General features: G+C 74.7%; 23 protein-coding genes and 1 riboswitch. Of the genes, 8 read left to right on the top strand and 15 right to left on the bottom strand.

Features of this window, described 5'->3' with window-relative positions:
* Positions 1-141: 141 nt before the first annotated feature.
* Positions 142-384 carry an RNA-binding S4 domain-containing protein gene (locus tag ACUXPL_RS10290; RefSeq protein ID WP_036317588.1) on the top strand — a complete coding sequence of 81 codons (243 nt, stop codon included), beginning with the start codon at positions 142-144 and terminating at the stop codon, positions 382-384.
* Positions 385-436: 52 nt separating this feature from the next.
* Here the strand turns inward: ACUXPL_RS10290 and ACUXPL_RS10285 are convergent, their stop codons facing one another.
* Complete coding sequence (locus ACUXPL_RS10285; RefSeq protein WP_454183693.1) at positions 437-1,129, bottom strand: alpha/beta hydrolase; 693 nt, start codon at positions 1,127-1,129, stop codon at positions 437-439.
* 80 nt (positions 1,130-1,209) lie between these two features.
* Between ACUXPL_RS10285 and ACUXPL_RS10280 the strand changes: the two genes are divergently transcribed.
* Entirely contained in the window at positions 1,210-2,103 is an 894-nt protein-coding gene (locus ACUXPL_RS10280) for an SGNH/GDSL hydrolase family protein (RefSeq protein ID WP_454183691.1), read from the top strand.
* A 75-nt stretch (positions 2,104-2,178) separates the two neighbouring features.
* On the opposite strand, the gene metX is transcribed toward ACUXPL_RS10280, so the two are convergent.
* Both metX and ACUXPL_RS10270 read right to left on the bottom strand, forming a co-directional pair.
* Positions 2,179-3,309: a homoserine O-acetyltransferase MetX gene (gene metX, locus ACUXPL_RS10275; RefSeq protein WP_454183690.1), complete on the bottom strand. Its 1,131-nt coding sequence runs from the start codon at positions 3,307-3,309 to the stop codon at positions 2,179-2,181.
* The gene (locus ACUXPL_RS10270) at positions 3,306-4,673 is read right to left on the bottom strand and encodes a bifunctional o-acetylhomoserine/o-acetylserine sulfhydrylase (RefSeq protein WP_454183688.1); all 1,368 of its coding nucleotides are present in this window, start codon (positions 4,671-4,673) and stop codon (positions 3,306-3,308) included. The genes metX and ACUXPL_RS10270 overlap by 4 nt, the downstream gene beginning before the upstream one ends.
* Positions 4,674-4,803: 130 nt before the next feature.
* Positions 4,804-4,919: riboswitch (SAM riboswitch) on the bottom strand.
* A gap of 177 nt (positions 4,920-5,096) precedes the next feature.
* On the opposite strand from ACUXPL_RS10270, the gene ACUXPL_RS10265 reads away from it, so the two are divergent.
* Positions 5,097-5,735 carry a VOC family protein gene (locus ACUXPL_RS10265; RefSeq protein WP_020625524.1) on the top strand — a complete coding sequence of 213 codons (639 nt, stop codon included), beginning with the start codon at positions 5,097-5,099 and terminating at the stop codon, positions 5,733-5,735.
* Positions 5,736-5,753: 18 nt separating this feature from the next.
* On the opposite strand, the gene ACUXPL_RS10260 is transcribed toward ACUXPL_RS10265, so the two are convergent.
* Complete coding sequence (locus ACUXPL_RS10260; RefSeq protein ID WP_454183686.1) at positions 5,754-6,641, bottom strand: CPBP family intramembrane glutamic endopeptidase; 888 nt, start codon at positions 6,639-6,641, stop codon at positions 5,754-5,756.
* Between the two features lie 141 nt (positions 6,642-6,782).
* Here ACUXPL_RS10260 and ACUXPL_RS10255 point away from each other — a divergent pair, with 141 nt between their 5' ends.
* A complete protein-coding gene (locus tag ACUXPL_RS10255) occupies positions 6,783-7,859 on the top strand; it encodes a phosphotransferase (RefSeq protein ID WP_454183684.1) in 1,077 nt (358 codons plus the stop codon).
* 15 nt (positions 7,860-7,874) lie between these two features.
* On the opposite strand, the gene gatB is transcribed toward ACUXPL_RS10255, so the two are convergent.
* The 11 genes from gatB to ACUXPL_RS10200 form a co-directional block, all read right to left on the bottom strand.
* Positions 7,875-9,380, bottom strand: coding sequence for an Asp-tRNA(Asn)/Glu-tRNA(Gln) amidotransferase subunit GatB (gene gatB / locus ACUXPL_RS10250; RefSeq protein ID WP_454183682.1), 1,506 nt, complete (start codon positions 9,378-9,380; stop codon positions 7,875-7,877).
* Positions 9,377-10,993 (bottom strand): Asp-tRNA(Asn)/Glu-tRNA(Gln) amidotransferase subunit GatA, encoded by a 1,617-nt coding sequence (gene gatA / locus ACUXPL_RS10245; protein ID WP_454183680.1) that lies wholly within the window; start codon positions 10,991-10,993, stop codon positions 9,377-9,379. Before gatA ends, gatB begins: the two co-directional genes overlap by 4 nt.
* A gap of 8 nt (positions 10,994-11,001) precedes the next feature.
* Positions 11,002-11,298 (bottom strand): Asp-tRNA(Asn)/Glu-tRNA(Gln) amidotransferase subunit GatC, encoded by a 297-nt coding sequence (gene gatC / locus ACUXPL_RS10240; RefSeq protein ID WP_002854348.1) that lies wholly within the window; start codon positions 11,296-11,298, stop codon positions 11,002-11,004.
* Positions 11,299-11,502: 204 nt separating this feature from the next.
* Entirely contained in the window at positions 11,503-12,027 is a 525-nt protein-coding gene (locus ACUXPL_RS10235; RefSeq protein ID WP_115165263.1) for a GNAT family N-acetyltransferase, read from the bottom strand.
* Positions 12,024-12,506 (bottom strand): thioredoxin family protein, encoded by a 483-nt coding sequence (locus tag ACUXPL_RS10230; RefSeq protein WP_454183678.1) that lies wholly within the window; start codon positions 12,504-12,506, stop codon positions 12,024-12,026. Before ACUXPL_RS10230 ends, ACUXPL_RS10235 begins: the two co-directional genes overlap by 4 nt.
* On the bottom strand, positions 12,503-13,420 hold the full coding sequence (locus tag ACUXPL_RS10225; RefSeq protein ID WP_454183677.1) for an inositol monophosphatase family protein: 918 nt from the start codon (positions 13,418-13,420) through the stop codon (positions 12,503-12,505). Before ACUXPL_RS10225 ends, ACUXPL_RS10230 begins: the two co-directional genes overlap by 4 nt.
* The gene (gene ligA / locus ACUXPL_RS10220) at positions 13,417-15,810 is read right to left on the bottom strand and encodes an NAD-dependent DNA ligase LigA (RefSeq protein WP_454183675.1); all 2,394 of its coding nucleotides are present in this window, start codon (positions 15,808-15,810) and stop codon (positions 13,417-13,419) included. Before ligA ends, ACUXPL_RS10225 begins: the two co-directional genes overlap by 4 nt.
* A 40-nt stretch (positions 15,811-15,850) precedes the next feature.
* Positions 15,851-16,609 (bottom strand): PP2C family protein-serine/threonine phosphatase, encoded by a 759-nt coding sequence (locus ACUXPL_RS10215; protein WP_454183673.1) that lies wholly within the window; start codon positions 16,607-16,609, stop codon positions 15,851-15,853.
* A gap of 11 nt (positions 16,610-16,620) precedes the next feature.
* The gene (locus ACUXPL_RS10210; protein ID WP_454183671.1) at positions 16,621-17,760 is read right to left on the bottom strand and encodes an adenylate/guanylate cyclase domain-containing protein; all 1,140 of its coding nucleotides are present in this window, start codon (positions 17,758-17,760) and stop codon (positions 16,621-16,623) included.
* Positions 17,757-18,284 (bottom strand): PH domain-containing protein, encoded by a 528-nt coding sequence (locus tag ACUXPL_RS10205; RefSeq protein WP_454183669.1) that lies wholly within the window; start codon positions 18,282-18,284, stop codon positions 17,757-17,759. The genes ACUXPL_RS10210 and ACUXPL_RS10205 overlap by 4 nt, the downstream gene beginning before the upstream one ends.
* Positions 18,285-18,314: 30 nt before the next feature.
* Positions 18,315-19,151, bottom strand: a complete 837-nt coding sequence (locus tag ACUXPL_RS10200) for a biotin--[acetyl-CoA-carboxylase] ligase (RefSeq protein WP_454183667.1) — start codon at positions 19,149-19,151, stop codon at positions 18,315-18,317.
* 189 nt (positions 19,152-19,340) lie between these two features.
* Here ACUXPL_RS10200 and ACUXPL_RS10195 point away from each other — a divergent pair, with 189 nt between their 5' ends.
* From ACUXPL_RS10195 to ACUXPL_RS10180, 4 genes are read left to right on the top strand one after another with little or no spacing between them, the layout of a single operon-like run.
* Positions 19,341-20,924: an acyl-CoA carboxylase subunit beta gene (locus ACUXPL_RS10195; RefSeq protein WP_454183665.1), complete on the top strand. Its 1,584-nt coding sequence runs from the start codon at positions 19,341-19,343 to the stop codon at positions 20,922-20,924.
* A complete protein-coding gene (locus tag ACUXPL_RS10190) occupies positions 20,921-21,214 on the top strand; it encodes a hypothetical protein (RefSeq protein ID WP_269295440.1) in 294 nt (97 codons plus the stop codon). The genes ACUXPL_RS10195 and ACUXPL_RS10190 overlap by 4 nt, the downstream gene beginning before the upstream one ends.
* 35 nt (positions 21,215-21,249) lie before the next feature.
* Positions 21,250-22,935: a DUF885 domain-containing protein gene (locus ACUXPL_RS10185; RefSeq protein WP_454183663.1), complete on the top strand. Its 1,686-nt coding sequence runs from the start codon at positions 21,250-21,252 to the stop codon at positions 22,933-22,935.
* Positions 22,932-23,627, top strand: coding sequence for a Maf family protein (locus ACUXPL_RS10180; RefSeq protein ID WP_454183661.1), 696 nt, complete (start codon positions 22,932-22,934; stop codon positions 23,625-23,627). The genes ACUXPL_RS10185 and ACUXPL_RS10180 overlap by 4 nt, the downstream gene beginning before the upstream one ends.
* Positions 23,628-23,789: the final 162 nt, after the last annotated feature.

Below are 23,789 nucleotides of genomic sequence, written 5' to 3'. Positions count from 1 at the left end.
GGGGGCATCACTTCCGTACTCATCGGCGGGGCGGGAGGGGATCACGACGACGACGGCACCCGGCCGCCTCCGACGCGGCGGGCCCGTTCCGGCGCGGCGCGCCGGTCGATCCCGTCCAGCCTACCGGCCATGATGGACACCATGACCGAGACGAACGCACCCGACGCCCAGCCCCTGCCCATCCGTGATGAGTCCATCCGCCTCGGCCAGGCGCTCAAGCTCGCCTCCCTCGTGGAGGACGGGGCCATGGCCCGCGACGTCGTCACCGACGGGCTCGTCACCGTCAACGGCGCGGTGGAGACGCGCCGCGGCGCCCAGCTGCACGACGGGGACGTCGTCGAGTTCGCCGGCGAGGCGTTCGTCGTCCAGGCCGGGCAGGCCTGAGCCGACGCCGCGGCGGGCGGCCGCGGCGCCGTCGTCGAGCAGGTCCGGTGGTTCAGCCGCGGGGCGGCACCATGTGGGCGAGGTACTCCTTCACGTGGCCCAGCTCCTGCTCGTTGATCGCGTGGCCGAGCCCGGCGTAGACGATCTTCATGAGGTCCACGTGGGCGTTCAGCCAGGCATGGGTCTCCTCGACCCGGGGATCGGAGATGATCGGGTCCTCCTGACCGCGGCCCCAGAAGACCTTCGGTCGGACGCGGGCGACGTCGTCGTCGCGGGTGAACAGCTCGCGCAGCCGCGGCTCGGTGAGCTCCGGGTCCACCACGAAGCCGGACAGCGCCACGGTGCACGCGTAGGCCTCCGGGTCCAGGCGCAGCAGCGACGTGGCCATCGCCATGCCCTGTGAGAAGCCCAGCAGGGAGACGGTGCGGAAGTCCCCGCGCACGGCCTGCACCCAGGCGTGCAGGGCCTCGACGGCCTCGCGGACCGGCTCGGCGGTGGAGCCCAGCTCGCCCGTGACCGGGTCCTGGGAGAGCGGGAACCAGGCGTGGGAGCCCGGCTGCAGGGGCAGGGGCGCGCGCACGGCGGCCACCGTGAGGTGCTCGGGCAGGTGCGGGACGAGGCCGAACAGGTCGTCCTCGTTCGCGCCGTAGCCGTGCAGGACGATCAGCAGGTCCTCGGTGCGCGCGCCCTCGGGGCGGGACCAGCGGACGACGGGCTCGACGGCGGGGGTGGGGTTCGCGTTCACGCCCGCCAGCCTAGCGAGCGGCGGGGTCGGCCCCTCCCGGAGGTTGACCCCTCCCGCGCGACGCGGGCAGAATCCTACCCGTGGGTAACCCATCCTCCTCCCAGCCTCCGCACGCCTCCGACGCGACCCCGGTCGACGACCCCGCCGCCCATCCGTGGCGCCGCTACGTGGCCATCGGGGACTCGTTCTCCGAGGGCATCGGCGACCCGGACCCGGACCGCCCCGGCTACCACCGCGGCTGGGCCGACCGCCTGGCCGAGGAGCTCTCCCGCCTGACGCCGCCCGGTGAGGACCTGGCCTACGCCAACCTGGCGGTCCGCGGGAAGCTGCTGGACCAGATCGCCGAGGACCAGGTCGAGCCGGCGATCGCCCTGCGGCCGGACCTCATCAGCGTCTGCGCGGGCGGCAACGACATCCTGCGCGGCGCGGACCCGGACGAGATCGCGGTCCGGCTGGACGCCGTCGTCGAACGCCTGGCCTCCGACGGCGCCACCGTGCTGCTGTTCAACGCGACCGACGTGAAGGGCACGCCCGTCATCGGCCGCATCCGCGGCACCGTGGCGATCTACAACGAGAACGTGCGCACCATCGCGCTGCGGCACGACGCCGTGGTGCCGGACATGTGGTCGCTCAAGGACCTCGCCCGGCGGGAGATGTGGGCCGAGGACCGCCTGCACTTCTCTGCGCTCGGCCACCACACGATCGCCGCGATGGTGCTGGACACCCTCGGCGTGGAGCACGGCCTGGAGCACCTGCGCCTGGCCCCGCCGGCGCCGCGCACGTGGCGCGAGGCCCGCGCGTCGGACGCCGCGTGGGTGCGCACGCACCTGGCGCCGTGGGTGGTCCGCCGCATCCGCGGCGTCTCCTCCGGCGACGGCGTCACGGCCAAGCGCCCCGTCCCCGAGCCGCTCTTCGGCGCGCCGATGCCGCAGGGCTCAGACCACACCGAGCCGCTGGACGTCGTCGAGTCCTGAGCCCGGCCGGCGGGGGCCGGTGGCCGTTTCCCGAACGAAAGTGCCGCGACACGCCGCCGTTTCCCGAACGAAAGTTCAGAGGGCGAGGGCGCGCTTGAGCGCGTCGGCCACCTGGCCGTACTCGGTGAGGAAGCCGTCGTGGCCGATGGGCGAGGCGATCGTGTGCACCGGCGGCCGCGCGGGCAGCGCCGCCGCGAGCGCCTCGGACTCGGCCGGCAGGTAGAGCCGGTCCGAGTCGACGGCGGCCACGAACGCCCGACCCCGGTAGTCCGCGAGCGCCGCCGCCACGCCGCCGCGCCCGCGCCCGACGTCGTGGCCCATGAGGGCCTCGGTGACCACGAGGTAGGAGTTCGCGTCGAACCGGTCGGTGAGCTTGGCCGCCTGGTGGTCCAGGTAGGACTCCACGGCATAGCGCCCGCGCCCGCCGGGCACCCCGACGACGGCGCCGAACGGGTCCTCGACGCCCTGCGGTTCCCGGCCGAACCGCTGGCCGAGTTCGCCGGCCGTGCGGTAGGTGGTGTGGGCGATGCGCCGGGCGATGCCCAGGCCGGCCACGGGGCCGGGGCCGGGGTAGTAGTCGCCGCCCTGGAAGTCCGGGTCGAGGCGGATGGCCGCGGTCTGCGCCTGCCCCCACGCGATCTGGTCGGCGGAGGAGGCCGCGGTGGCGGCCAGCACACCCACCCCGGCGACGCGCGCGGGGTGGGTCGCGGCCCACTCGAGGGCGCGGGCCCCGCCCATCGATCCGCCGATCACGGCGCGCCAGGCGCCGATCCCGAGGTGGTCGGCCAGGCGCCGCTCGGCCTCGACCGCGTCCCGCAGCGTGAGGAACGGGAACCGGGAGCCCCAGGGCCGCCCGTCGGGGGCCGGCGTCGAGGGCCCGGTGGAGCCGTGGCAGCCGCCGATCATGGCGGGGGCGACCACGAACCACCGGTCCGTGTCCACGGCGCGGCCCGGGCCGACGAGGGCGTCCCACCAGCCCGGCGTCGGGTCCTCCTCGTGCGCGGCCACGTGCGCGTCGCCGGTGAGGGCGTGCAGCACGAGCACGGCGTTGGAGCCGTCGGCGGCGAGGGTGCCCCAGGTCTCGTAGGTCAGCTCGACGTCGGGCAGCAGCCCGCCGGTCTCGGTGTGCAGCTCGCCGACCCGCAGGCGGTGGCGGCCGCCGCGGGGCAGCGCGGTCCGCGACGGACGCGTGGCGACGGCGGTCATGCCCGCTCCCCCGCGTCGTCGTCGCCGCGGCGGGCGGCGGCCGCGAAGCCGCGTTCCAGGTCGGCGAGGATGTCCTCGACGTCCTCCACGCCGAGCGACAGCCGCACCAGGCCGGGGGTGACGCCGGCGGCGCGCTGCTCGTCGTCGGTGAGCTGGGAGTGGGTGGTCGAGGCCGGGTGCACCACGAGCGAGCGGACGTCGCCGATGTTGGCCACGTGGTGGTGCAGGGTGAGCCCGTCCACGAACGCGGCCCCGGCCTCGCGGCCGCCCGCGATCTCGAAGGAGACGAACGCGCCCGCGCCCTTCGGCAGGTAGCGCTGGGCCCGCTCGTGCCACGGGCTGGACTCCAGGCCGGCGTAGACCACGTGCTCGACGTCGTCGCGGCCCTCCAGCCAGCGCGCCACCGCGGCCGCGTTGGCCACCTGCCGCTCCATGCGCAGGGACAGGGTCTCCAGGCCGAGGTTCACCAGGAACGCGTTGAACGGGGAGATGGCCGAGCCGTAGTCGCGCAGCAGCTGCACACGCGCCTTGAGGATGAAGGCCAGGTTGGCGCCGAGCGGCGAGCCCACCCCGAGGTCCCGCGCGTAGACGAGGCCGTGGTACGACTCGTCCGGCTCGTTGAAGCCGGGGAAGCGCTCGGCGTGCTGCGCGTAGTCGAACGTGCCGGCGTCGACGATCACGCCCGCGATGGCCGCGGCGTGCCCGCCGAGGTACTTCGTGGCGGAGTGGGTGACGACGTCGGCGCCGTGCTCGATGGGCCGCAGCAGGTAGGGGGTGGCCAGCGTGTTGTCCACGATCAGCGGCACGCCGGCCTCGTGGGCGGCGTCGGCGACGGCGCGCACGTCCAGGACGTCGCCGCGCGGGTTGCCGAGGGTCTCGCCGAAGAACGCCTTGGTGTTCGGCCGGACGGCGGCGCGCCAGGACTCGATGTCGTCCGGGTCGGTCACGAACGTCGTCTCGACGCCGACCTTGGCGAGGGTGTGCTTGAACAGGTTCTGCGTGCCGCCGTAGAGGCTGGCCGAGGCGACCACGTGGTCGCCGGCGCCGGCGACGTTGAGGATCGCGAACGTGGTCGCCGCCTGACCGGAGGCCAGCAGCAGCGCGCCCACACCGCCCTCGAGCGCGGCGATCTTCTCCTCCACCGGGCCCTGCGTCGGGTTGCCGATGCGGGTGTAGAGCGGGTCGAGGTCCTGGAGGGCGAACCGGTCCGCGGCCACCTGGGCGGACGGGAAGTCGTACGAGGTGGTCTGGAAGATCGGCAGGGCGGTCGCACCGAAGGCGTGCTGGCCGACGGCGACGCCCGCGTGGACCTGCGCGGTGGAGAAGCCCCAGGCGTCGGGGGTCGGGGTGGGCTGGTCGGTCATGGCGGACCCTCCTGAAGGGTTCAGGGGCCGGACCCGGCCGCCCCGCCCGCCGGCCGACGTGTCGATCCGGAGACCGACGTCGTCGAGGTGCCGGAGATGACCCGGCGCCGTCGAGAGGGGCCGTGGGATCGGCCCGCGCTTGCCGGCGTCCGTTGTGGGGCCGGCCTGGTCGTCACCCGGGGCACCCCACCGCGGAAGGAGGGTTGCCGGTCAGCATGCCGGGGCCTGTTGCTGACTCTCGTGACCGTGTCTCCGAGTGTAGCCCGCCGCCCCGCCACGATTTCGTCACGCGTGTCACACGCGGATACGCTCTCCGCACGGGGCGCCCGACCCGTCAAGGGCTCGACGCCCCTCGACTCGCACCAGGTCAACCCCCGGGGCAGCCCGGGAACGGAGAGGAACAGCGCAGTGCACACCTGTCGCATGGACCACGTGTCCTACGCCGCCGGCCCCGAGGGCCTGGACGCCACGGTCGCCCGCATCGCCGAGACGCTGGGCATCGAGCGGATCAAGGGCGGTGTCCACCCACGTTTCGGCACCCAGAACGCGCTCTTCCCCATGACGGAGGGGCAGTATCTGGAGGTCGTCGAGGCCCTGGACCACCCGGCCTCCCTCAGCGCGCCGTTCGGCCAGCTCGTGCGCGCCCGCACCGAGCAGGGCGGCGGCTGGATGAGCTGGGCCGTGGCCACCCCGGACATCGGCCGGTTCGAGCGCCGCCTCGGCCGCGAGGCCGTCCCCGGCAACCGTCGCTTCCCGGACGGACGCGAGCTGTCCTGGCGGCAGATCGGCATCAAGGGGACCCTCGCGGACCCGCAGCTGCCGTACATCCTGCGCTGGGCCGACGGCCAGGAGGACATGCACCCCTCGCAGGCGGCCGAGCCGCAGGCCACCATCGAGCACCTGAACATCGCCGGCTCCCCCGAGCGCCTGGCCGAGTGGCTCGGCGGCGAGGACGAGGACGGCCAGGTCCAGGACGTGAACATCGAGTACGTCGCGCCCTCCGGCACCCCGGGCATCGTCTCGGTCACCTTCCGCACCCCGAAGGGTGAGATCACGCTCTGAGCGCGGGGGCGGGGCCGCTCAGCCGAGCAGCCCCGCCCGCGCCAGCAGCGGGTAGCCGACGAACCCGACGGCGTCCAGCAGCGCGTGCGCGATGACCAGCGGCATCACCCGGCGCACCCGCAGGAACACGAGCGCGAACACCACGCCCATCAGGGCGTTGCCCACGCCCGGCCCGATCCCCTGGTACAGGTGGTACGCCCCGCGCAGCAGCGCGAGGGCGAACACCACGACGGCCGCGCGGGTCGGCAGGTACAGCCCCTCGGCGCTCACCCACGACGACGGCACGGCCGGCGCCGGATCGTGCGCCAGCCCCGCGGCGCGCAGCCGCTGCAGATACCCGAGCCGGTCGACGAGCCAGGCGCCCACGATGACCTCCTCCAGCAGTCCGTGCCGCAGCGCCGAGAGCAGCAGGACCGGCACCTGGTACCAGCTCTGACCGAGCGCCGAGCCGACGATCGCCGTCGTGATCCCCAGGGCCCGGCCGGCGGCGTAGACGCCGAGCGTGCCCAGCCCGATGGCCGCGAACAGGCCCAGGCCCCAGGCCAGGTCGCGGCCGGGGCGGCGCAGGTCGAGGCCGAGCACCCGGAACGGGTTCCGGCCGCGCAGGTGCATCAGGTGCAGCACGAGGGCCACCGGCACGAGCGCGAACCCGATGCCGAGCAGCTGGTAGGTCAGGTCGAACACCCAGCGGTCGGCCAGGGCCGGGTTGAGGACGGTGGTCTGCTCGCCGAGCGGGGCCTGGGTGGCCTTGTCGATGAGCTGGACGATCGCGTAGACCGCCGACTTCCCCAGGGAGAGGCCGAGGACGATCGCGATCTCCCACCGCACCGTGTGCGCCGACGGGGCGGGCAGCGCGGGGGCGGGTCGGACGGCCGGGGCGCGGGACGTGCGCGGGGTGGCAGGCATGCCCTCCAGTATCCGCCCGCCCCCTCTCCCCCCGGGCGCTTTCGAACGTGGGGTAGGGCCTATCTCCCGTTCGAAAGCCCCCATTCCCCCGATGTCACGTTCGAAAGTCCGGGAGGACGGAGGGAGGGTTAGCGTGGTCGTGTGGTCTCCCCGCCTGCCCCCAGCGAGTTCGAGCTGGTCCACCGCGCCCTGCAGCACCTCCGTGCCGGCCTCGACCCCGCCCTCGCCCGCCGGCTCCGCGCGGCCGACTGGTCCGGCGCGTCCGTGGAGGAGGGCGGACAGTTCCACCGCGTGCTCGTGCTCGAAGACGTCGGCGTCCTCCGGATGACGCGTGCCCACGAGGTCGGCGCCGCCCCCGCCGCGCGGTGGGCGCCCGAGCGGGACCCCGCGGCGCACCTGCCCCGCCGCCTGACCTTCCTCGACGGGCTCGCCGCGGCCCTGGCCGAACGCGACGTGCCGTGGGCCGTCCCGGTCGCCCTCTCGGACCCCGTCCCCGCGGGCCCGGGCGCCGCGGTGCTGCAGCGCTTCCTCCCGGGCGGCCCGCACCCGCCGCACGAGGGCGATCCGGCCGTGCTGCGCGGCGTCCTCGACGACCTCGCCGCCGTGGACGTCACCGACCCACGGATCGCCCCGCACCTCGGCCGCCCGTTCGCCTTCCGCGGCCCGTGGACGCCGGAGCGCGCCCGGCACGTCGCGGCGCTGCCGGGGGCGGTCGCCGCGCGCCTGGGCGCGTGGGAGGGGCACGACGTCGACGCGCGGCTGGGCGCCGAGGCGTGGCCGGACGCGGTGGCCGCCCTCGCGGACGCGGTGACGGCCTGGACCGCCGCGCCGCCCGTGCCGCCGTCGCTCGTGCACGGCGACCTGGCCGGGCACAACATGCGCTGGCGCGCCGTGCCCGAGGACGAGGACCCGCGCGCCCCGCTGCGCTGGGCGCTGGCCGGGGTGCTGGACTGGGACCTCGCGTGCGCGTGGGACCCCGCCCTCAATGTCGCCTACCTGGCGCTGTGGCACGGCGAGGAGAAGGTGCCCGACCTGGCCCGGGACGCGGCCGAGGCCCGCCGGGCGCGCGTGTGGCTCGGGGCGATGGCCCTGGAGACGCTCGACGACGCGGCGGCCCGGGACGCGATCGTCGGCGGGCTGGCCGCGGGGTCCTGGCGGCGCCTGCTGCGCAAGACCCTGCCCCGCGTGGCGCGGGCCCTCACCGCCCTGGACGGCTGAGGGCCCGCGCGGTCGTCAGGACACGCCCAGGCGCTCCAGGACGATCTCGCGGACGCGGCCGGCGTCGGCCTGCCCACGGGTGGCCTTCATGACCGGGCCGATCAGGGCGCCGACGGCGGCCATCTTGCCGCCCTTGATCTTCTCGGCCACGTCCGGGTTGGCGGCGATCGCGGCGTCGACGGCCTCCGTGAGCGCGCCGTCGTCGGACACCACGGCCAGGCCCTTCGCCGAGACGACCTCCTTGGGGGCGCCCTCGCCGTCGGCCACCAGACCGAGCACCTGCTTGGCGATCTTGTCGTTGATCGTCTTGGCGGCGATCAGCTCCTCGATCTCCACCACGTGGGCCGGGGTGATCCCCAGCTGGGCGACGGCGACCTCGCGGACGTTCGCCAGGCGGGCGATCTCGCCCATCCACCACTTGCGGGCGGCCGCCGCGGAGGCGCCGGCCTCCACGGTCGCGACGATCTCGTCCAGGACGCCGGCGTTGACGACGTCGCGGAACTCCTCGTCCGAGAAGCCCCACTCGGCCTTGAGCCGCTTGTTCCGCACGGCCGGCAGCTCGGGCATGGCCGCGCGCACGCGCTCGACCCACGCGGCGTCCACGTGCACCGGCACGAGGTCCGGCTCCGGGAAGTACCGGTAGTCGTCCGCGTCCGACTTCGGGCGGCCCGAGGTGGTGCTGCGGGTGTCCTCGTGCCAGTGGCGGGTCTCCTGCGTCACGGTGCCGCCCGCGGCGAGCACCGCGGCCTGGCGCTGGATCTCGTGGGTGACCGCGTGCTGCACGGCGCGCGTGGAGTTCACGTTCTTCGTCTCGGTGCGGGTGCCGAACTCGGTGGCGCCCTTGGGCATCAGCGAGACGTTCGCGTCGCAGCGGACGTTGCCGCGCTCCATCCGCGCGTCGGAGATGTCGATGGCCTGCACGATGTCCCGGATCGCGGTGACGTAGGCGCGGGCCAGCTCGGGGGCCCGCGCGCCGGCGCCGACGATCGGCTTGGTGACGATCTCGATGAGCGGCACGCCCGCGCGGTTGTAGTCGACGAGGGACGCGGAGGCGCCCTGGATCCGTCCGGAGCCGCCCACGTGGGTGAGCTTGCCGGCGTCGTCCTCGAGGTGCGCGCGCTCGATCTCCACGCGGAAGACCTCACCGTCCTCCAGCTCGACGTCCAGGTGGCCGTCGAAGACGATCGGCTCGTCGTATTGGGAGGTCTGGAAGTTCTTCGGCGTGTCCGGGTAGAAGTAGTTCTTCCGCGCGAACCGGCAGGTCTCGGCGACCTGCGCGTCCAGGGCCACGCCCAGGCGGATCGCGTACTCCACGACCTCGCGGTTGAGCACCGGCAGGGTGCCGGGCAGGCCGAGGTCGAGCGGGGTCACGTTGGTGTTCGGCTCGTCGCCGAACGCGTTGGGCGCCGAGGAGAAGATCTTCGTGGCGGTGTTCAGCTCCACGTGCACCTCGAAGCCCAGCACGGGGTCGAAGCGCTCCATCGCCTCCGCGAAGTCCATGGTCTGCTCTGCGTGGCTCATGCCCGGCCTCCTGCCGTGGTCGCGGTGGTGGCGCGCTGCGCGCCCTTCTCCAGCTCGGGGGCCTCGGCCCACACCGGCCCGCCCCGGCGCTCCCCGACGAGACGCTCGAGCGCGGCGCCGGCCTCGTACAGGCGGGCGTCCTGGCGCGCTGGCGCCATCAGCTGCAGGCCGTAGGGCAGCCCGTCGACGACGCCGCCCGGCACGGACATGCCCGGGATGCCGGCGAGGTTGGCCGGGATGGTGGCCAGGTCGTTGACGTACATGGTCATCGGGTCGTCCGTCTTGGCGCCCAGCTCGAACGCCGGGGTCGGCGCGGTGGGCGTGAGGATGACGTCCACCTGCTCGAAGGCGCGGGCGAAGTCCTCCTGCACGAGCGTGCGGACCTTCTGCGCGGAGCCGTAGTAGGCGTCGTAGTAGCCGGCGGACAGCGCGTAGGTGCCCAGGATGATGCGGCGCTTGACCTCGGCGCCGAAGCCGGCGGCGCGGGTGGCGCCCATGACCTGCTCGATCGTGCCGCCGCCGTCGGGCACCACGCGGTGGCCGTAGCGGACGCCGTCGAAGCGGGCCAGGTTGGAGGACGCCTCCGAGGGCATGATCAGGTAGTACGCCCCGAGGGCGGCGTCGAAGCTGGGGCAGGAGACCTCCACGATCTCCGCGCCGGCCTCACGCAGGGCGGCGACGTGCTCGTCGAAGCCGGCCCGGATGCCCGGGTGGAACGCGTCCGCCGGCAGGTCCGTCACGACGCCGACGCGCAGCCCCGCCAGGTCGCGGCCACGGGCCGCGGCGGTCAGGTCCGCCGGCGCGTCGGCCAGGGACGTGGAGTCCTGCGGGTCGTGGCCGGCGATGACCTGCTGCAGCGCCGCGGCGTCGGCCACGGTGCGGGCGGCGGGGCCGATCTGGTCCAGCGAGGAGGCCATCGCGATCAGGCCGTAGCGGGAGACGGCGCCGTAGGTGGGCTTCACGCCGACCGTGCCGGTGAACGCGGCGGGCTCACGCACGGAGCCGCCCGTGTCCGAGCCGAGGGCGAAGGGGGCCAGGAAGGCGGCCACGGCGGCCGCCGACCCGCCGCCCGAGCCGCCGGGCACGCGGTCCCCGTCCCACGGGTTGCGGGTGACGCCGAACGCGGAGTGCTCGGTGGAGCCGCCCATCGCGAACTCGTCGAGGTTGGTCTTGCCGAGGATCGGCAGGCGGGCCTCACGGAGGCGGGCCACCACCGTGGCGTCGTACGGGCTGAGCCAGCCCTCGAGCATGCGGGAGGCGGCCGTGGTCGGCTGGCCGCGCGTGACGATGTTGTCCTTCACGGCCACGGGCACACCGGCCAGCGGGTGCAGGGCGTCGGCCTCGGGGCCGCCGGCGGCGCGGATCGCGTCCACCTCGGCGGCGACGGCGAGGGCCTCGTCCGTGTTCACGTGGAGGTAGGCGCGCACGCCGCGGTCGCCGTCGGCGTCGGCGCGCACGTCGCCGTCGTGGGCCGCGATGCGGTCCAGGTGGGCCTGGACGAGCTCCACGGAGGTGGTGGTGCCGGCGCGCAGGCGCTCGGCCATCTGCAGCGCGGTGAGCCGGACGAGCTCGTCGGCGCCGAGGGTCGCGTTCACGTCGAACGTCTCGGTCATGGGGGTGATCACTCTCCGTCCAGGATGGCGGGGACCTTGAACTGGCCGTCCTCGGAGTCCGGCGCCTGGTCGAGGGCCTCCTCCTGCGTGAGCATGCCGGCCGGCACGTCCTCGCGGAACACGTTCTCCAACGCGATGGGGTGGGACGTCGGCGTCACGTCGTCGCCCGCGGCGGCCTGGACCGCGGAGACGTGCTCCAGGATCTTCTCCAGGTCGCCGGACATCGTGTCCAGCTCCTCGTCGGTCATCCGGATGTGGGCCAGGCGAGCCAGATGCTCCACCTGATCCCGGGTGATCTCAGGCATGGATCTCCTCGTGTGACGGGTCGGGGCGGGGTGGACGACGCCGGCGCGGCGGCGGCCACATCGGGGTCGAGTCTAGTGCCGGGGCCTGCCCGGCTGCCGCCACCACTTCGGGGCGGGAAATCCACCCCACCACGGCTCCCCGGGCCCGCATGACAGGGATTTCCCGCCCCGAATGGGGTCCCGGCGCCGATGTCCCGCCCGGGGTCAGTCCAGCGCGAGCCGGTAGACGAGGAACGGGCCGGTCTCGTCGGCCGGGTCGAGGTCCGGCACCACGTCCGCGAGGAGCCAGTCCCGCTCCGGGACGCGCACGAAGCCGGCGCGCTCGTACATCCGGTGGGCGTCGGTCATGGAGGGCATGGTGGTCAGCACGACGGCGTCCACGCCCTCCTCGGCGCGGGCCCGCGCCACGATCTCGGCCAGCAGGGCGCCGCCCACCCCGCGGCGGTGGAACCGCGGGTGCACGGCGAGCATGCGGAACTCGTACTCCCCGTCGCCGGAGGTCTCGGCCAGGGGCGAGCCGGGCGGGGTGAGCACCACGGACCCGGCCACCTCGCCGTCGACCTCGGCCACGAGCACCTCCGCGCGGCCGGCCCGGTCGGCCACGTCCATGAGGGTCTTCACGTAGGCGTCGTCGGGGGCGATGTGGCCGCCGTCGACATAGGACGCCAGGGTGAGCTCGGCGACCGCCTCGTGGTCCTCGGGGCGCAGCGGGCGGACGAGGGGGCTCATGCGTCGCCTCCGGCGTGCTGGCGCAGCGTGTCCTTCAGGCGGGCGCGGGTCGCGTCCGTGGCCACGACGTAGTCGCGCCGGCGCAGCCAGGCGGTGGGCACGGCCTGGTGGGGGTGGCCGTCGCGCGCCTCGTGCAGCCCCTCGAGGGCGGCCGCCGCCTCCGGCTCCTGCCAGATGTTCACCCAATGCACGCGGTCCCGCTCCTCGGCGGTGAGGACCTTGAGCAGCGTCATGCAGTACTGGCAGCCCGGCCGCCAGAACACCACCACGCCGCCCGCGTCCAGCGTGCCCTGCGCCTGCGCGAAGGGCCGCGAGCGCACGCGGGTGGCGCGCAGGTACGGGAGCATCAGCAGGACCATCAGCACCGCGGACACGATCACGGCGACGTTCTGCCGTGCCGTGCCCCAGGCCGCGAACGCGATCCCCGCGCCGATGAAGACCGCCGGGTAGGCCCACGGGTGGCCGAGCAGCCGCCTCACGCCACCGCCTCCCTCGCGCGGGCCAGGGCCGCGGGGTCCACGTCACCGGCCACCATCCAGTCCGGGTGGGCGGCGCCGTCGCCGGAGGCGGGGCGGGTGACGGGCACGCCGGCCTCCTCGGCGATCAGCGCGCCGGCCGCCCAGTCGTACTCCTGCGTGCCGTACTCGGCGTAGGCGTCCAGGGTGCCGTCGGCCACCATGCACAGGTCCAGTGCCGCCGAGCCGATCCGCCGCACGTCCCCGAAGGTCGGCAGCAGTGCCTCGAGCGCGGCCAGCTGGAGCCGGCGGCGCTGGGGCTGGTACCCGAAGCCGGTGGCGAGCAGCCGCCCCGAGCGGCCGGGCACGGGACCGGTGAGCCGCACGGGGGCGGCGTCCCGGTCGGGCACGTCCACGCCCGCCGTCGTCGCGTCCGCGGTGCTGAAGGCGCCCCGGCCCGCGCTCGCGAACCAGGTGCGCCCCAGCGCGGGCGCCGCCACGACGCCGGCCAGCCAGCGTTCGCTGCCCTCGGCCACCCCCAGCAGGTCGGCGGTCTCGGTGTCCGCCGGGCCGGTGACGGCCACCGAGGTGCAGAACTGCGGGAGGCCGCGCACGAAGTTGGTGGTGCCGTCCAGCGGGTCGATGGACCAGCGGTACCCGGACGGCTCGGCCGGAAGGGTGGCGCCGTACTCCTCTCCGGTGATCTCGTCCGAGGGGCGGTAGCCGGCGATGACCTGCCGGACGGCCTGCTCGGCGCGGCGGTCGTAGTCGGTGACCCAGTCGGAGCCGGAGGACTTCGTCTGCGCGCCGATCTCCTCGATGCCCAGCGGGACGGCCGGGTGGTGACCGGTCCAGCGCCGGGCCAGGACGTCCGCGCCGGCGCGCGCGGCGGCCTTGGCGACCACGAGCAGGCCCGGGACCGTGGTGCGCGCGCTCATGCCGAGGCCTCCCCGTCTGCGGCGTCGTCGGTGGCGTCGTCCGTGTCCGCCGGGCGCACGGCGTCCGGGCCGCCGGCCAGCAGCGCCGTGAACCCGGCCTCGTCCAGCACGGGCACGCCGAGGGACTGCGCCTTGTCCAGTTTGGAGCCGGCGGCGTCGCCGGCCACCAGGAAGTCGGTCTTCTTGGACACGGACCCGGAGGCCTTGCCGCCGCGCACGAGGATCGCCTCCTTCGCGGAGTCGCGGGAGAAGCCCTCGAGCGAGCCGGTGACCACCACGGTCAGGCCCTCGAGCGTGCGCGGGGTGGACTCGTCCTGCTCGTCCTCCATGACCACGCCCGCCGCGGCCCACCGGTCCACGATCTCCCGGTGCCAGTCCTCGGCGAACCACTCGATGAGCGCGTCCGCGATGATCGGGCCGACGCCGTCGATCTCGGCCAGCCGGTCCCGGTCGCCGGCCTCGGCCGCCGCGCGCAGCGCCGCCATCGAGCCGAACGCCGTGGCCAGCGAGCGGGCCGCCGTCGGGCCCACGTGTCGGATGGACAGCGCCACGAGGGTGCGCCACAGCGGCTGGGACTTGGCCTTCTCGAGCTCGTCGAACAGGCGCAGCGTGTTGGCCGTGGGCGCGGACGGTCTCTTCGCGGTGCCGGCGGTGAAGAAGTACGGCTTGAGCGTGAACACGCCCGAGGGCACCATGCGGCCGTCCACCTTCGTGCGGCCCTCGCGCCACACCCGCACCGCGCCGAGGGAGCGCTGCAGGTCCGTCAGCCCGTCCTCGCCGCGCGGGCCCGTGATCTCCTCCGGCGTGCCGGAGGCGAGGTCGAAGATCTGCGCCTCCGCCGTGATGGGGCCGGGACCCTCGGGCCGCACGTGTCCCTCGTGCTCGGCCGGGTCCTCGCCGGGGCCCTGGACGAGCCAGCGGGCGGCCTCCTCGCCGAGCGCCTCCACGTCGAACGCGCCGCGGCTGGCCAGGTGCTCGACGCGGCCGGCCAGCTGGGCCGGACAGGAGCGGGCGTTGGGACAGCGCAGGTCCACGTCCCCCTCCTTGGCCGGGGCCAGCGCCGTGCCGCACGAGGGGCAGTGCGCGGGCATGACGAACTCGCGCAGCTCCCGGCCCGCCTCGATCGCCTTCTCGCGCAGCGGCAGCACGGGGCCCACGACCTCGGGGATCACGTCCCCGGCCTTGCGCACCACCACGGTGTCCCCGATCAACACGCCCTTGGCCTTGACCACGTCCTGGTTGTGCAGGGTGGCCAGGGAGACGGTGGACCCGGCCACGGTGACCGGCTCCATCACCGCGAACGGGGTCACCCGCCCGGTGCGGCCCACCGAGACCGCGATGTCCCGCAGCAGCGTGTGCACCTCCTCCGGCGGGTACTTGTACGCCGCGGCCCAGCGGGGCACGCGGGAGGTGTGGCCGAGGTAGCGCTGGTCCGCGAACGCGTCCGCCTTCAGCACGATGCCGTCGATCTCGTGGATCAGCTCGTGCCGGCGCCGGCCGTACTCCTCGATCACCGCGACGACGGCGGCCAACGCCTCCTCGTCCGCGCCCTCCACCCGGCGGGTGTAGGGGCTCACGGGCAGGCCCCAGCCCGCGAGCGCGTCGTACACCTCGTGCTGGGACTCCAGCCCGAACGCCTCGACCGAGCCGACGCCGTGCACGAACATGGCCAGCGGGCGCTGCGCGGTGACCGCCGGGTCCTTCTGACGCAGGGCACCGGCGGCGGCGTTGCGCGGGTTCGCGAACGGCGGCTGGCCCTCCTCCGCACGACGCGCGTTGAGCTCGGCGAAGGCGGCGGAGGACATGAACACCTCGCCGCGCACCTCGAACTCGGCGGGCCAGCCCTCGCCGGAGAGCTCGTGCGGGATGTCCCCGATGGTGCGCACGTTGGCGGTGACGTCCTCGCCCGTGACGCCGTCGCCGCGGGTGGCGGCCTGCACGAGCCGCCCGTCCCGGTAGCGCAGGGCGACGGCGAGCCCGTCGATCTTCACCTCCACGAGCCAGCGGGGCGCCACGCCCGGCCGCACCTGCGTCAGGGCCTGCGCCGCGCGGCGGAACCAGACCTCGAGCTCCTCGACGGAGAACAGGTCCTCGAGCGAGTACATGCGGGCCCCGTGCCGAACGGGGGCGAACGCCTCCGAGACCTCGCCGCCGACCTCCTGCGTGGGCGAGTCGTTGGCCACGAGCTCGGGGTGCAGGGCCTCGAGGTCCTCGAGGCGGCGGTACAGCACGTCGTACTCGGCGTCCGAGATCTCCGGGGCGTCCCGCTGGTAGTAGGCGGTCCGGGCGGCGCGGACCCGCTCCACGAGGTCCTCGTACTCCTCCCGCAGGTCCGCGGCGGGGATGTCCTGCGGATCGGGCTGGGCGGCGGATTCCTTGGGGGTGCTCACCCGGCCCAGCGTAGTCGGCGTCCCGGACGGCGCACCCGGGTCAGGGGATGCGCACGAGCACCGCCGTGACGTTGTCCCGGCCGCCGCGCCACAGAGCGGCGCCGATGAGCTTCTCGAGGGCGTCCTCGAGGGTGCCGGCGTCGTCGATCAGTGCGCGGATCTCCTCGTCCAGCAGCTCGCCGGTCAGGCCGTCGCTGCACAGCAGGACGAGGTCCCCGGAGGCGAGGGGGATCTCGGCCACGTCCACCGTGAGCGCCTCGCGCGAGCCGAGCGCACGGGTGATGACGTTGCGGCGGGGATGGACGCGGGCCTCGGCGGGGGTGAGCTCCCCCGCGTCGACGAGCATCTGGACCGCGGAGTGGTCCACCGTGAGCTGCTGGAGCACCGGCGAGCCGACGGGCCGCAGGTACACCCGGGAGTCGCCGACGTTCGCGACGGCCCAGCGGCCACGTTCCGTGTCCAGGCAGGCCAGCACGGTCAGGGTGGTGCCGGAGCGCCCCAGCCCGGCCTCGACGACGGCGGCGTCCGCCTCGTGGATCAGGTGGCCGAGCTCCTCGGGCGTGTGGGCCGTGCCCGGGGCGAGCACCTCGGGGGCGCGGCGTCGCAGGGTCTCGATCGCGGCGGCCGAGGCCACCTCGCCGGCCTCGTGCCCGCCCATGCCGTCGGCCACGGCGGCGAGCACCAGCGGCTCCCCGACGAGGGTCCACGCGTCCTCGTTCAGGTCGCGGACGGCGCCCACGTGGGTGGCGCCGGCGGCCTGGGGTCGCGGCGCGGACGGGGTCTCGGGGCGGGGGTCCACGGGGTCCTCGATCAGTCGGCGAGCAGGGTCTGGGCCGACCCGTCCATGAGCAGGGAGGGGCGGACCTCTCCGAACCCGCGGACGATCCTGGGCGGCTGCGGGACGAGCACGAAGCGCTCGTCCCGGGACAGGGCCGCAGCGGTCATGGCGTCCACGAGCACGGTACCCGGATCGGCCAGGGACGTCAGCCGCGCGGCGAGGTTCACGGTGGGCCCGTAGATGTCCCCCATGCGCGAGAGCACCCGTCCCCACGTCAGGGCGACGCGCGCCGAGGGCAGCTCCTCGTCCGCGGCGATGGTCTCGGCCAGGGAGAGCGCGATCGCGGCACCGGCCTCGGGGGTCTCGGCGTTGAACATGACCTCGTCGCCGATGGTCTTCACGAGCCAGCCGCCGCCGGCGGAGATGGTCTCCGCGGCGAGGGACTCGAAGCGCAGCACCATGCGGGCCAGCGTCCGGTCGTCCATGGTCCGGGAGAGCGTCGTGTAGGAGACCATGTCCGCGAAGCCGACGGCGCGGGCCAGCGGCAGCGGCGCGTCCGACTCGGAGCCGTCGCGGCCCCGGGCGCTGGCCGCCAGCCCGGCCTCCACGCGCACGGTCAGGCGCTGTACGGCGCGGTTGAGCTGACGCCGGTAGACGATCCGCATGGCCTTCTCGAGCGGTCCGACCATGTCCGGGAGCATGTCCACGACGGCCCGCCGCGCCTCCGGGTCCGTCAGGTCCTCGGAGGCGATCTTGTCCTCCACGAGCGCCTCGATCTGCCACACCACCATGCGGTCCGTCATCTGCCCGATCGACCGGGCCAGCGAGATGGCGGTGTCCTCGTTCAGCGTCCCCGAGCGCACGAGCGTGAGCACGGACTCGAACGCCTCGATGTCCGCCTCGGTGAAGGCCTTGTGCCCCTCCGGCGACGTCGGATAGCCCAGCGCACGCCAGATCTTCCGGGCGGAGACCATCGAGACGCCGAGGCGCCGCGCCACCTCCCGCGAGGTGTAGGCGCGCGGGCCCACCACCAGGCCGGCGTCGAGCGTGCGCATCGCGCTCGTCCAGCCGGCGGGCTCGGCGGACCGCTCCTCGGCGTCGCGGGCGGTCTCGTCCTCGGCCGGCGGGACGATCGGCAGCGGTGCGGTGTCCGGTGTCTCCGGACGGCTCATCGGAGGTCTCCTGTCGGGACGGGGGCGGGCCAGGTCCTGGTGCGGGCCTGGCGGGTGAGGTGGGCCAGGGCCTCCTCGAAGCGCGCGGCCTCGGGGACGTCGCGCAGCCGCCAGTGGACCTGGCGGGCGGGCTCCTGGAAGAGGATGTGCAGGTCTCCGGCGCCCGAGCCGCGGCGGCGCCGCTGCACGTCCGCGATGGACACGAGCGGCATGGCGGCCCCGGAGCCGCCGACGCCGGCGCGCTGGAGGATGCGGCGGTCGGTGACCACGGTGCGCCGGAAGACCCAGCGCCACAGCGGGCGGACGGTGCCGGGGAGCAGGACGAGCGCCGCGACCACCCACGCGGCCGCCTCGAGCACGGCGCGGTTCGCGGCGACGATCCCGGGCAGGTCGGGGCGTGCGAGCACGCCGGCGGCGAGGCCGAGCAGGAACGCGACGGCCACGAGGACCGCGGCGGGGCGCAGCAGCGCGCGCGGGTGGGTGCGGGTGCGGACCATCACCTGCTCACCGGGCTCGAGTCGCACGGCGGTCACCTCCTGACCGGGACGGGTGTGTCATGCGCCGCGATGGACGTCTCCGCGCAGGTGGGCCACATCCCCCGCACTGACCTCGGTCTCGATTGTGCCACGGTCCGGTGTGACGTGCCTCACGCGCAGGGTGCCGCCGGGGCCGAGGCCCACGGCCGTGCCCTCCAGCACGCCGCCGCCGGGCAGCTCGGCGCGCACCGCGCGGCCCAGCGTGGAGAGCCGGTCCGCCACGGCCGCCACGGCCGGGTGACGCCCGTCGACGGCCGCCGTCTGCCCCGCCACGCCCGCCGCGAAGCGGTCCACGGCCGCCACGACGGCGTCGCGCAGCTCGACCGCGAGGTCCCGGGGCGCGGGCACGGCGTCCGCGCCGATCCACTCCCCCAGGTCCGTGGCGGTGTCCACCGGGGCGGCCCCGCGGTGGTCCAGGTTCACGCCCATCCCGACGACGACGCCGGGCCCCTTGCCGTCCGAGGACAGCGCCACCGTGGCCAGCACGCCGCACAGCTTGCGCCCGTCGGTGGCGAGCACGTCGTTCGGCCACTTCACGTGCGTCGGGACGCCCCGGGCCGCGAGGCGCTCGGCGACTGTGGCGGAGGCGACGAGCGAGAGCCAGCTCAGGTGGGCCGGGGAGACCGGCACCCCGCGGGACTCGGGACGCAGGTACACGGACAGGGCGAGCGCCGCCCCCGGCGCGGCGCTCCACACCCGGGAGTGCCGTCCCCGGCCGGCCCGCTGGTCCGCGGTGGCCACGGCCGCACCGTGCCGGTGCCCCTCGCGGTCCAGCCGTGCGAGGAGCTCATCCTGCGTGGAGCCGGCGGAGTCCAGCCAGGTCAGATCCGGTGTGGGGGCGTCGTCGGGGTGCATGCCCCTAGATATACACGGCGTTCCCGGGGGCGGGCTGGGCGGGCTGATCCGCCGCCGGGGCGCGCGGAGGAGCGACCCGGGCCGACGTCCTCGCCGTTTGTGGGCTTCCTCCAACCGAGGGCATCCGCAGCGGCCCGTACACTGGCCGACTGAGCCTCCGCATCTGGCGGACCACCACAAGGAGGACGTGTGACCGATCCCGATCTGACCACCACGGCCGGCCGGCTGGCCGACCTGCATCGGCGGCTCGAGGCGACGGCCGCGCCCGGCGGCCCGGACGCCGTCGAGCGCCAGCACGCTCGCGGCAAGCACACCGCGCGCGAGCGGATCGACCTCCTCCTGGACGAGGGCTCCTTCGTGGAGCTGGACGCGCTGGCCGTGCATCGCACCACCGCGTTCGGCATGGACGCCAAACACCCGGCCGGCGACGGCCTGGTGTCCGGCTTCGGCACCGTGGACGGGCGCCAGGTGGCCGTCTACTCCCAAGACTTCACCGTGTTCGGCGGCTCGCTCTCCGAGCGCAACGGACAGAAGATCGTGAAGGTCCAGGAGTTCGCCGCGCGCAACGGCTGCCCCGTGATCGGCATCCTCGACGGCGGCGGCGCACGCATCCAGGAGGGCGTGGCCTCCCTCGCCCAGTTCGCGGACATCTTCCGGAACAACGTCCTCGCCTCGGGCATGATCCCGCAGATCTCGCTGATCATGGGCCCCTCCGCCGGCGGCGCGGCCTATTCGCCGGCCCTGACGGACGTCGTGGTGATGGTGGACCAGACCTCGCACATGTTCATCACCGGCCCGGACGTGATCAAGACCGTCACAGGCGAGGACGTGGACATGGAGACCCTCGGCGGCGCCCGCTCGCACAACGCCACCTCCGGCACCGCCCACTACATGGCCTCCTCGGAGGAGGACGCGATCGCCTACGTCCAGGAGCTGCTCGAGCTGCTGCCCTCCAACAACCTCGCGGAGGCCCCGACCTTCGAGGCCGCGGACCCGGAGCCCACGGACGAGGACCTCGCCCTGGACGGGATCGTCCCGGACTCCGCCAACCAGCCCTACGACATGCTCGAGGTCATCGCCTCGATCGTGGACGAGGGCCACCTGCTGCAGCTGCAGGAGCTGTACGCGCCCAACGTGATCACCGGCCTGGCCCGCCTGGACGGCATGAGCGTGGGCGTCGTCGCGAACCAGCCGCTGCAGTTCGCCGGCACCCTGGACATCGCCGCCTCGGAGAAGGCCGCGCGGTTCGTGCGCTTCTGCGACGCGTTCAACATCCCGATCATCACCCTCGTGGACGTGCCCGGGTTCCTGCCCGGCACGGACCAGGAGTTCAACGGCATCATCCGCCGCGGCGCCAAGCTGATCTACGCCTACGCCGAGGCCACCGTGCCGAAGCTGACCGTGATCACGCGCAAGGCCTTCGGCGGCGCGTACATCGTGATGGGCTCCAAGAAGCTCGGCGCGGACCTGAACCTGGCCTGGCCGAGCGCGCAGATCGGCGTGATGGGCGCCCAGGGCGCCGTGAACATCCTGTACCGGCGCGACCTGAAGGCGACGGCGGAGGCGGGCGGCGACGTCGACGCGCGCCGGGCCGAGATCGTGGCCGACTACGAGGCCGAGCTGCTCAACCCGTACCAGGCCGCCGAGCTGGGCTACGTGGACGCCGTGGTGCCCCCGCACGCCACCCGCGGCCAGCTCATCCGCGCCCTGCGCGCCACCCTGCACAAGCGCGAGGCCCGCCCCGCCAAGAAGCACGGGAACATGCCGCTGTGAGCGCCCCGCTGGGTCCGGGCGCCCCGGACGAGAACGACGAGTCCACGCAGGCCACGCCGGCGTCGGCCGACCCGCTGCAGCTCAGCGGCCCCGAGTTGGAGCCGGAGGAGATGGCCGCGCTGGCCGCCGTCCTCGAGGCGGCCGCCGCGGCTCGGGCCGAAGCCGCCCGGCTCGCCGCCGAGGCCGCCGATCCCCGTCCCCTGGACCGCACGCTCCGCCGTCGCGGTGACCTGGGCCTGTGGGCCCGGCCCGGCCGCGGCCAGTGGCGTCAGGGCGCGGGCCCGCAGTGACCCGACGGGCGGGCGCCAGCGCCTAGAGTGCCGGTATGACCCAGCACACCTCCCAGGCCGCCGACGGCGCCCGCACCCCGTCCGCCATCGACGCGCTCGCCGAGCGCTACGTGACCGACCTCCTCGCCCTGCATCCGGACACCGCCACCGAGCTCGGCTTCCCGGGCCGGGAGACCGAGTACACGGACTTCTCCCCCGCCGGCGCCCGCGCCGACGACGAGCTCAACGCCCGCCTGCTCGAGGACCTGGCCGCGCTCGAGCCGCAGGATGAGACGGACCGCGTCACGAAGGCGGCCATGCAGGAGCGCATCGGCCTCGAGCGTGAGATCCACGCGACCGGCCGCACCGAACTGAACAACATCGCCTCCCCCGCCCAGGGCATCCGCGCGGTCTTCGACCTCATGCCCACGGACACCGCGGAGCAGTGGGGCCACATCGCCGGCCGCCTCGAGAACCTGCCGGCCGCCCTGCGCGGCTACACCGAGTCCCTGCTCGCCTCCCGCGACGCCGGCCACGTGGCCGCGGTGCGCCAGGTGGACATCGTGGTGGAGCAGGCCCGCGCCCACGGCGCCGCGGGCGGGTTCTTCCCGGGCCTGGTCGAGCGGGCCGAGGCAGCCGACGTCGTGGACGACGCCCTGGCCGCCCGCATCCGCTCCGGCGCGGACACCGCCGCGCAGGCCTACCGCGACTTCGCGGACACGCTCGAGGCCGAGCTGCGCCCGCACGCCCCGGAGGCGGACGGCGTCGGGATCGACTACTACCGGTTGGCCTCGCGCGTCTTCCTCGGCGCCGAGATCGACCTCGAGGAGACGTACCGCTGGGGCCAGGAGGAGCTGGCCCGCATCATCGCCGCGCAGCAGGCGGACGCCGAGCGCATCCGGCCGGGCGCCACGATCGAGGAGGCGCGCGCGATCCTGGATGCGGACCCGGAGCGCACCCTGAAGGGCACCGAGGCCCTGCGCACGTGGATGCAGCGGCTGTCCGACGACGCGGTCGAGGCCATGAAGGAGCACTTCGAGATCCCGGCCCCGATGGACCGGCTCGAGTGCATGATCGCCCCCACCCAGGAGGGCGGCATCTACTACACCGGCCCCTCGGACGACTTCTCCCGGCCCGGCCGCATGTGGTGGTCCGTGCCCCCGGGCGAGGACGAGTTCACCACGTGGGCGGAGACCACCACGGTCTACCACGAGGGCGTGCCGGGCCATCACCTGCAGATCGCCACCGCCATGATGAACCGGGAGAACCTCAACCTGTGGCGCCGCAGCTTCTGCTGGACGTCCGGCCACGGCGAGGGCTGGGCGCTGTACGCGGAGAAGCTCATGGAGGAGCTCGGCTTCCTCGACGACCCGGGCGACCACCTCGGCATGCTGGACATGCAGCGCATGCGCGCGGCCCGCGTCGTGTTCGACATCGGCTACCACTGCGGCTTCGACGCCCCCGAGTCCGAGGGCGGCGGCGCGTGGACGCCGGAGAAGGGCTACGCGTTCCTGGCCAAGCACCTGATGATCTCCGAGGGCCAGCGCCGCTTCGAGTTCACGCGGTACCTCGGCTGGCCGGGGCAGGCGCCGGCGTACAAGGTGGGCCAGCGCATCTGGGAGCAGATCCGCGCCGAGCACGAGCAGGCCGAGGGCGCCGACTTCGACCTCAAGGCCTTCCACACCCGGGCCCTGCGCCTGGGTGGCATGGGCTTGGACACCCTGCGGGAGGCGCTCGCGTGATCCCGCACGACGACGGCGCGGCCGGCCCCGGCACGGGCCTGCGGCTGGTGCTCGGCTCGGCCTCCCCCGGCCGGGCGGAGGTCCTGACCCGGGCGCGGGTGCCGTTCCGCGTCGTCGTCTCGGGGGTGGACGAGGCGGCCGTGGGCGCGGCGGCGGGCGACTCGTCGCCGGCGGAGCTGGCGGGCCTGCTGGCGGAGGCCAAGGGACGCGACGTGGCCGCCCGTGTGGCGGCCGCCGGCGTCGAGACGCCCACGCTCGTGCTCGGCTGCGACTCCGTGTTCGAGTTCGAGGGCCGCGCCCACGGCAAGCCCTACGAGCCCGAGGTCGCCGTCGAGCGCTGGCGCGCCCAGGCCGGCCGGGAGGGTGTGCTGCATTCGGGCCACTGGCTGGGCCTGGTGCTGCCGGAGCCCGGGGCCGGGTCCGGGATGGCCGCGGAGGCGGGTGTGGTGTCCGCCGTCGTGCGCTTCGGCGCCGTCACCGAGGCTGAGATCCAGGCCTACGTGGCCACGGGCGAACCGCTGCACTGCGCGGGCGCGTTCACGGTGGACGGCGCGGGCGCGGCCCTCGTGGACGGCGTGGACGGGGATCCCAACGCGGTGATCGGGCTGTCCGTGGGGTGGCTGCGGCGGGCCGCGGCGGCCCTGGGCCAGGAGTTCACCCGATTGTGGGAACCCTCCAACGCGCAGCGCTGATCCGGCGCGACAGGGCCGCGTGCCTCGGAGGGTTCCGCCACAACGAGTAGGGTGCTGGTCAGAGTCGGCGCCGTCCCGCGCCCTTCGCCCCACTGGGTGAGGGGCACGACCCCGGACGTGGCGCCCGCACCCCCAGTCATGATCGTCCGAGGAGTCCATCGC

The sequence above is a fragment of the Micrococcus sp. 140720015-1 genome (genome assembly GCF_053627595.1).
This window is presented reverse-complemented; position numbering and strand designations above follow the sequence as displayed.

Coding starts and splice junctions, on each gene's coding strand:
- ACUXPL_RS10290 (WP_036317588.1), top strand. CDS start 142: ATGACCGAGACGAACGCACCCGACGCCCAGCCCCTGCCCATCCGTGAT.
- metX (WP_454183690.1), bottom strand. CDS start 3,309: ATGACCGCCGTCGCCACGCGTCCGTCGCGGACCGCGCTGCCCCGCGGC.
- ACUXPL_RS10270 (WP_454183688.1), bottom strand. CDS start 4,673: ATGACCGACCAGCCCACCCCGACCCCCGACGCCTGGGGCTTCTCCACC.
- ACUXPL_RS10265 (WP_020625524.1), top strand. CDS start 5,097: ATGGACCACGTGTCCTACGCCGCCGGCCCCGAGGGCCTGGACGCCACG.
- ACUXPL_RS10260 (WP_454183686.1), bottom strand. CDS start 6,641: ATGCCTGCCACCCCGCGCACGTCCCGCGCCCCGGCCGTCCGACCCGCC.
- gatB (WP_454183682.1), bottom strand. CDS start 9,380: ATGAGCCACGCAGAGCAGACCATGGACTTCGCGGAGGCGATGGAGCGC.
- gatA (WP_454183680.1), bottom strand. CDS start 10,993: ATGACCGAGACGTTCGACGTGAACGCGACCCTCGGCGCCGACGAGCTC.
- gatC (WP_002854348.1), bottom strand. CDS start 11,298: ATGCCTGAGATCACCCGGGATCAGGTGGAGCATCTGGCTCGCCTGGCC.
- ACUXPL_RS10235 (WP_115165263.1), bottom strand. CDS start 12,027: ATGAGCCCCCTCGTCCGCCCGCTGCGCCCCGAGGACCACGAGGCGGTC.
- ACUXPL_RS10225 (WP_454183677.1), bottom strand. CDS start 13,420: ATGAGCGCGCGCACCACGGTCCCGGGCCTGCTCGTGGTCGCCAAGGCC.
- ACUXPL_RS10210 (WP_454183671.1), bottom strand. CDS start 17,760: ATGAGCCGTCCGGAGACACCGGACACCGCACCGCTGCCGATCGTCCCG.
- ACUXPL_RS10200 (WP_454183667.1), bottom strand. CDS start 19,151: ATGCACCCCGACGACGCCCCCACACCGGATCTGACCTGGCTGGACTCC.
- ACUXPL_RS10185 (WP_454183663.1), top strand. CDS start 21,250: ATGACCCAGCACACCTCCCAGGCCGCCGACGGCGCCCGCACCCCGTCC.